This is a genomic window from Bacillota bacterium, from assembly GCA_040754675.1.
In the GTDB taxonomy this organism is placed as follows: Bacteria; Bacillota; Limnochordia; order Limnochordales; family Geochordaceae; genus Geochorda.
This window is the reverse complement of the sequence record JBFMCJ010000213.1, coordinates 1-6,943: the sequence shown is the minus strand read 5'-3', so window position 1 is coordinate 6,943 and position 6,943 is coordinate 1. Positions and strand designations below refer to the sequence as shown.

At 68.2% G+C, this 6,943-nt stretch carries 7 protein-coding genes and 1 tRNA gene; 3 read left to right on the top strand and 5 right to left on the bottom strand.

Going from position 1 to position 6,943, the window contains the following annotated elements; genetic code table 11:
* The first annotated feature begins 211 nt into the window (after positions 1–211).
* Positions 212–288: transfer RNA gene (locus AB1609_12805), tRNA-Glu, on the top strand.
* Here the strand turns inward: AB1609_12805 and AB1609_12800 are convergent.
* From AB1609_12800 to AB1609_12785, 4 genes are all read right to left on the bottom strand, one after another.
* Entirely contained in the window at positions 283–1,104 is an 822-nt protein-coding gene (locus AB1609_12800) for a recombinase family protein (GenBank protein MEW6047340.1), read from the bottom strand. The genes AB1609_12805 and AB1609_12800 overlap by 6 nt on opposite strands.
* A 37-nt stretch (positions 1,105–1,141) precedes the next feature.
* Positions 1,142–3,442, bottom strand: a complete 2,301-nt coding sequence (locus AB1609_12795; protein ID MEW6047339.1) for a cation-translocating P-type ATPase — start codon at positions 3,440–3,442, stop codon at positions 1,142–1,144.
* Positions 3,432–3,797, bottom strand: coding sequence for a metalloregulator ArsR/SmtB family transcription factor (locus AB1609_12790; GenBank protein ID MEW6047338.1), 366 nt, complete (start codon positions 3,795–3,797; stop codon positions 3,432–3,434). The genes AB1609_12795 and AB1609_12790 overlap by 11 nt, the downstream gene beginning before the upstream one ends.
* Positions 3,798–3,873: 76 nt before the next feature.
* On the bottom strand, positions 3,874–4,011 hold the full coding sequence (locus AB1609_12785) for a hypothetical protein (protein ID MEW6047337.1): 138 nt from the start codon (positions 4,009–4,011) through the stop codon (positions 3,874–3,876).
* 152 nt (positions 4,012–4,163) lie between these two features.
* Between AB1609_12785 and AB1609_12780 the strand changes: the two genes are divergently transcribed.
* On the top strand, positions 4,164–5,675 hold the full coding sequence (locus AB1609_12780; protein ID MEW6047336.1) for a potassium/proton antiporter: 1,512 nt from the start codon (positions 4,164–4,166) through the stop codon (positions 5,673–5,675).
* A gap of 107 nt (positions 5,676–5,782) precedes the next feature.
* Here the strand turns inward: AB1609_12780 and AB1609_12775 are convergent, their stop codons facing one another.
* A complete protein-coding gene (locus AB1609_12775; GenBank protein ID MEW6047335.1) occupies positions 5,783–6,013 on the bottom strand; it encodes a hypothetical protein in 231 nt (76 codons plus the stop codon).
* Between the two features lie 620 nt (positions 6,014–6,633).
* On the opposite strand from AB1609_12775, the gene AB1609_12770 reads away from it, so the two are divergent.
* Positions 6,634–6,943: class I SAM-dependent methyltransferase (locus AB1609_12770; GenBank protein ID MEW6047334.1), on the top strand; the 310-nt coding region annotated here is incomplete at its 3' end.

The window sequence follows — 6,943 nt, the reverse complement described above, 5'->3', positions numbered from 1 at the left end:
CGCCCGCCAGACCGCTACGGGGGCGGCGCTGCGCAGCCGGCTGGCCTGGGCGGCGCCGTGGGGGGCCAGGGTATAGCAGGGAACAGGCGGGGTCACCAAAAGGCCCCCACCGGGACTTGACACATACCCATGAAAAAGCGCGTTTGACATCGGCTCCGCAGCCCGGTATCATACCGACGGCGCACGTGAGCGCCGTCGTTTTTCTTTATCCGGCGCCATCGTCTAGGCGGTCAAGGACGCCGCCCTTTCAAGGCGGAAACACGGGTTCGAATCCCGTTGGCGCTACCAAGTCGGCGCGACATTTCCTTCCCGCCTCCACGCGGGCCAGGAGGGCCACCGGCGACAGTTCCCCTCGCGGGTCAGGCCAGAACGTCGCCGCGACGGTCCGGCGCTCCGGGTCGAAGACGAGCTGGCGGACGAACGATGCCACGAACCGGCGGAGCTGCTCGGCGTCCCGGCTCTCGGCCGCCCGGTTGAGCGCCGCCAGCGCTTGCGCTCAGCCAGGCGCCGCGACTGCGCGATGACCTGGTGGGCCTCCTCTTCGCTGATGATGGCAGGGTGCGCGTTGGGCTTGATCACCCACTCTTCACGCGGCTTGAACTTGACGCCTCTGGGCTTCGGACCCTTCATGTAGTGCCGGTTCCACATCCCGTAGCCGGCGTACTGCAACACGCAGTCCTCCCGGCACATCGTGACAATGGTCGTCACCGCCCATTTGTCGCCCTTCGGCGACGGTATGCCCTCAGCGTTTAGGGCATCCCGGATTTCGCGGTAGCTACGACCTTCGCCCCGCCAGCGCAGGATGCGCCGCACCACCTCGGCTGCGGACGGATCGATCTCCCAGAGTTGCTTGATGACCCGCCGGCCCTTGCGGTCTCTCTGCCCGGTGTCGACCTCGGCGGACCGGTATCCGTAAGGAGGCTTGCCGCCGTTTTTGTAGCAGTAGCCGCTCGAAGGATCGCGGCGGCGGATGTTGCCGGCCATCCCACGCAGGGTGTACTCGCGGTTCTGCAGCGACCCCGCGTGGGGCATGAGCTCCTCGATCCCCTGCATCCAAAGCCCTGCGATGCTAAGCGGATCATAGTCCGCCTGGGCTGTTTGCACCGTGTAGCGCTTGCCCTCCTGGGGAGCCTCAGCACTATTACGCCCTCATCTTCTCGCTATTGCTCCAGGACGCGGGGGCGCTACGTCCGTGACCAAGCTGTAGCAAACGGGACGAATTAGCCAGAATGCCCACGTCGGGCAGCGACTGGGCCGCGGCCGCCAAGATGGGGGGCACCCAGCCCGCCGCGGCCAGGCTCAGCCCGACCAGGTTATAAGCGGCCGTGAAGGCCAGGTTCCCTTTGACCACTCGCAGGGTCCGGCGGGCGATCCCGAATGCCCGGGGTACGAGGCTCCAGTCATCGTTCATCAGGACGACATGGGCCGCCTCGATGGCCACGTCGGTCCCCAGCGCTCCCATCGCGATGCCGACATCCGCCTGGGCGAGGGAGGGGGCATCGTTGACGCCGTCGCCGATCATGACGACCCGGTGTCCTCGGGCCTGATACTCCCTGACGACGGCCATCTTGTCCTCGGGTAGGAGGTTGGCCCGGTAGGCGATCCCGAGCTCGCGGGCCACCGCGGATGCCACCCGCTCGTTGTCCCCCGTGAGGATCTCCACATGACGGATGCCGAGCGCTTTGAGCTTTTGGATGGCCTGCCGCACGTCCGGGCGTAGCCGGTCCGCAGCGCCGAGCACCCCGACGACGCTGCCGTCGCAGGCCACCTGCATCACGGTTTTCCCCTCATCCTGGAGACGGCGCAAGACGTTCAGGGCCTCGTCAGGCAGCTCCACAACAGCACCGGCGTGCTCAGACGGCTCGCTTCCCGCGTTCGGCCTGGACGACGAAGCTTTTCCCACCATCACGGTGTGGCCGTTCCACTCCGCGCGCACGCCCACCCCGGCTAGCGCCTCGAAGCGCTGCGGTTCCGCCAGCGGCACTCCTTCTCTTCGGGCGGCCTCCCGGATCGCCTCGGCCAGGGGGTGTTCGCTGAAGCGCTCGGCGGATGCGGCCAGGGCCAGCACCTCGGCACCCGAAAAGCCGTTCAGCGCCACCACGTCGGTTAGCTGCGGGCGGCCGAGGGTCAGGGTCCCTGTCTTGTCGATCAGCAAGACGTCGGCGCTGGCCAGAAGCTCCAGGTAGCGGCCCCCCTTGATGAGTAGCCCCTGCCGCGCCGCGGCGCCCACCGAGGCCAGTACGGCGACGGGGGTTGCCAGGGCGAAGGAGCAGGAACAGGCCACGACCAGCACCGCTGCTGTCGCCAGAGGGTCCCGACGCACCAGCAGCGTCAACGCGGCCACCACCAGCACCACGGGCAGGTAGTATGCAGAGAACCGGTCCGCCAGGCGCTGGATCTCGGCCCGGTTGGCCTCCGCCTGCTCCACGAGGCGGATGATTCGGGCAAACGTGGTATCCGGCCCCACGTGGGTGGCCCGGATGCGTAGACTGCCCAGCCAGATCAGCGCGGAGGCGAACACCCCGCAGCCGGGGCCGACCTCGACGGGCATGGATTCGCCCGTGATGGCCGCTTGATCGATGGTGGCCTGGCCAGCCACCACCTCGCCGTCTACCGGGATCTTCTCGCCCGGGCGCACGACCACGATCTCGCCTGCCCCCACCTGGTCGGCAGGCACTTCCCGCTCCGTGCCGTCCCGCACGACCCGGGCCATGCGGGGGGCCAGCGCAACCAGGGTCTTCACGGCGCGCCGGGCCCTTTCCGTGGTGAAGCGCTCCACGTAGTCGCCCACCCGCATGAAGAAGACCACGACCGCCGCCGTGGCCCATTCACCGACGGCGACGGCGGCCAGTGCGCCCACCGTCATGAGCGTGTGGGAGGTGACTCGGCGCCGGAAGGCCGCCCGCAGCACGCTGCGGAAGACGGGGAACCCTCCGGCAAGAATGGCTGCCAGCCATACCGGCCAGGGCACGCGGCGGGTCATCGCTTCCCACAGCCCCAGCCACTCCCCCACCACGACGAACAGCACGGCGCCGAGCGCGGCACCCAACAGCGCCAGGGCCGGGCGCGCAAAGGCGTCTGACCCGCGAGAGGACTCCACGGTAGACCCTGTCTTGCTGCGTCTGGCGGCCCCTTGCCGGGTTACGGGTCTTGTGACGTCCGTCGGCCCGGGGCCGTCCGCGTCAGAGCTCCCGCGCCCGACAGGGCCGTCGAGCCCTACGGGGGCATCGGCCACCGTGTAGCCGGCAGCCTGCACCGCTTGCCGGATGCCTTCCAGGTTGGCTTGTTTGGGATCCAGCCGTACGACGGCCTTTTCGGTAGCCAACCACACGTCGACACCTTTGACGCCGGGCACCGCGGCAATGGCCGAGCGGACGTGGCGGGCGCATGCCGCGCAGTCCATGCCGAGGATGCGAAGCTCGAGGGTAACATCATCCGGCATGGTCGGCCTCCCGCTCCCCGCTTCCCTCGCCGTAACGGGTGCAGAGGTAGACCCCTTGGGCCACATCGGCCAACAACGCCTCCGCCAGGGCCAGCAATTCACCCACCCGGTCGTCGCTCAGCCGGTACAGAACGTGGCGACCCTGGCGCTCACGGGTCGCCAGGCCGCAGTCATGAAGACAGGCCAAGTGGTTGGAGACGTTCGACTGGCTCAGGCCGGTTACCTCAACGATGGCGGCGACGGTGAGCGGACCTCCCCGCAGACACTCCAGGATCCGCAGGCGGGACGGGTCGGCAAAACCCCGGAAGAACTTCGCCTTGAGGACGACGGCCTGGGATTGCGCCTGTAAGAGCACAGGTATGCCCTCCGCATCATCATATTTCCATTGGATGATATGTCGAGCGCGGGTGACCCCGTCAAGCCTGTCCCGGTCACGAAAGGTGGGCACGGAACGCAGCCCACGCCACCAGCAGTGCGGCCACCACCCACAGCACTACGACGATGGCGCCGCCTGCCCGGCTGACTGGCAGGACGACCCTTGTTGCCGCCTTCTCCCGGGCCTCCGCCATGACCGCCAGTGGGAGGAGCGGACGACAGCGAGCGCCAGCGAGCCCCATACGAGCGAGGGCGAGCCTTTGCCCGGACACCCGCCCAAAAGCCTGTCCCGTCGGCGCCGGCGTGCCGCCAAAAATGGTACGGTAGAATCGCCGGGGGAGTCTAGATGGTGTTCGACACCTACGAGGCCCTAAAATCGATTCCCATCGACCGAATCTTGCTGGCTGCTTCCGTGCTCGTCGGGCTCAGCCTGCTGTTCGCCCGGGCGGCCGGACGACTGGGCGTTCCGGCCCTGGCGCTGTTTCTCCTCGTGGGCATGCTGGCCGGATCCGATGGGCCCGGCGGGATCTACTTCGACGATCCCTGGCTGGCCCGGTTCCTCGGGGTCAGCGCCCTGACCGTCATCCTGTTCGCCGGAGGGCTGGACACGGACTGGCACCAGGTGCGGCCCGTGCTGTGGCCAGCCGTGGCGCTCTCGACGGCAGGAGTGGCCCTCACCGCGGCGCTGGTGGGCCTCTTCGCGGCGGGTGCCCTGGGTTTCGGCCTCCGGGAGGGGCTCCTGGTGGGAGCGGTCATCTCCTCCACGGACGCGGCCGCGGTCTTCATGGTGCTGCGATCGAAGAAGGTCGCGCTCCAGGGGCGCCTGGCGCCGCTGCTCGAGCTCGAGTCGGGCAGCAACGACCCCATGGCGGTCTTTCTCACCGCTGCCCTCGTCCAGGTGCTCATGGCGCCCGAGACGTCTCCCCTCTGGCTGGCGGCTTCCTTCATGGTGCAGATGGCCCTCGGCGGTGCGCTCGGCTACGGGTTGGGTCGGGCCGGCCTGTGGTTGCTTCACCGGATGCGGTTCGAACAGGAGGCGCTGTATCCGCTGCTCGCGGTGACCCTCGCGGTCTTCGTGTACGCCCTGGTGGCCGCCCTCGGCGGTAGCGGCTTCCTGGCGGTCTACGTGGCGGGCCTGGTGATCGGCAACTCGACGCTGCCGTACCGGCGCTTCCTGATGCGCTTCATCGACTCGCTAGCTTGGCTGGGGCAGATCGTCATGTTCCTGACCCTCGGGCTGCTGGTCTTCCCTCGCCAGCTCGTGCAGGTGGCAGGCCCCGGGCTGGCGCTGGCGGCGTTTTTGATGCTCGTGGCGCGGCCGGCGGCGGTGCTGGCCATCGTGCCGTGGTTCGGGCTGCGGTGGCGGGAGGCGCTGCTGGTGGCCTGGGTGGGCTTGAGGGGGGCCGTCCCCATCATCCTGGCCACGGTGCCCAGGCTGGCAGGGGTTTCGGGCGCGCAGACCATCTTCAACGTGATCTTCTTCGTGGTGCTGACGTCGGCGCTCGTACAGGGCACGTCCGTTCCCTACGTGGCGCGGTGGCTGGGGGTGGCGGCGTCGGAGCGGGCCCGGCGGCGCTCGCCGCTGGAGCTGGTACCCAATGAAGCCATGGACAGCGAGCTTCTGGAACTGGCCGTCCCGCTGGAGTCTCCCCTGGCAGGAAAGCCCGTGGCGCAACTTGGACTCCCGAAGGAAACGCTCATTGTCATGCTCAGCCGGGACGGGCAGTACCGGGTACCGACCGGAAGCACGACGGTTGAGGCTGGCGACATGCTGTTCATTCTAGGCCCACGCGCCGTTCTGGAGGAGGTACGGTCTCGCTTCACGGTTGCATCCGAACCGGAGCGCCAGGGCCATTGAGCGTGTATCCCCCACCCAGCAGGAGGGCAAGGGATTGTCAAGTTCGGCGCAGTCCCCCGGATGAGGCAGGTACCGGGTGCGCGCCGTCCGGCCATAGGCGACGAAAGTTAACGGAGAAGCTGGCCCAGTTGCGGAAGGTGAGTACACAGAATGACCCGCACCACCAGGAGTGCGGTGACAGCCCATAGCACCACGACGATGACGCTATCTGCCCCGCTCACTGGCAGGGCGACTCCCTCCTCGCCTTCCGGGGCCTCTGCCATGACCGCTGGTGGGATGAGCCGCACGGCAACCAGAACGCCGACGGTAATGAGAAGGAGGTCATCGGGCTGCCCCATGCACAGGAATCGGCCGCCTTGTGGCGGATGAGCATGGTGAGCGCACGAGCCGCGGCCGTACTTCGCCCCCGACCTGCAAGAAGTCCTGAGCCGGAGACCGGACCTCATCGTCTACGAACCCAAGCCCTGGGCGGCACAGGGCAGAGGGCCGCAGCCGGCGCCCGGAGCGCGACAGTCAGAAACGGCTGCGCCCGCCCTGGCACCTTATCGAGCGCACCCCGGGTCCCGGGCGGGTGCCGGTACTCGTCTTTTTCTTGACCACGTTGGGGAAATAAGGCTCTCCCGTGTCGTGCCCGATGATGGCCGACCCTATCTATGCCGGAGGGATCAAGGCCAGACTACGCGGCACTCTGCCGACCCCGACCGCACCGCTTACTGGGTGTCGCTCAGGTAGGGTCACGGCAGGGCGACAGGACCCCCTCCGACTCTGGCGTACACCCTTCCGGGCGCATCGCAAGGCTGGCCTGGCGATTCTGCAGCAGGCGGGTAACCCGTGAAGAAGCGGTGAAGAGGGCATGGAGAGCTTTTGGCAACCGCCGCGCGAGCTCGCTCCCGGTATCCGGGTCTTTGAGGAGCACGCCACGCGCTACGACCCGTGGTTTGAGGCTGATCCAGGGCGTGTGCTGTTCGAGATGGAGCTGCAGGCGGTGCGCCTGGCTCTGGAAGGCTTGCCGCGCCCGTTCCTCGAAATCGGTGCGGGATCCGGCCGATTCACCGAGGCGCTTGCCCTTGAAGTGGGCGTCGATCCGGCGCGCGCCGCCCTCGACGTCTTCGCCCGGCGGCTCAAGGATCGGCCCCAGGCCGACGTGCAGCTCGTCCAGGCCACCGGCGAGGCGCTGCCGTTCGCCGATGCGAGCTTTGGTGCGGGGCTGCTGGTCGTCACCCTCTGTTTTGCAGGGGACCCGCCGCGCCTGATCCAGGAGGCCGCCC

What these genes read in the sequence shown, in the direction of transcription:
- AB1609_12775 (MEW6047335.1), bottom strand. Translation starts at nt 6,013, where the DNA reads ATGGGGCAGCCCGATGACCTCCTTCTCATTACCGTCGGCGTTCTGGTT.
- AB1609_12785 (MEW6047337.1), bottom strand. Translation starts at nt 4,011, where the DNA reads ATGGCGGAGGCCCGGGAGAAGGCGGCAACAAGGGTCGTCCTGCCAGTC.
- AB1609_12795 (MEW6047339.1), bottom strand. Translation starts at nt 3,442, where the DNA reads ATGCCGGATGATGTTACCCTCGAGCTTCGCATCCTCGGCATGGACTGC.
- AB1609_12780 (MEW6047336.1), top strand. Translation starts at nt 4,164, where the DNA reads ATGGTGTTCGACACCTACGAGGCCCTAAAATCGATTCCCATCGACCGA.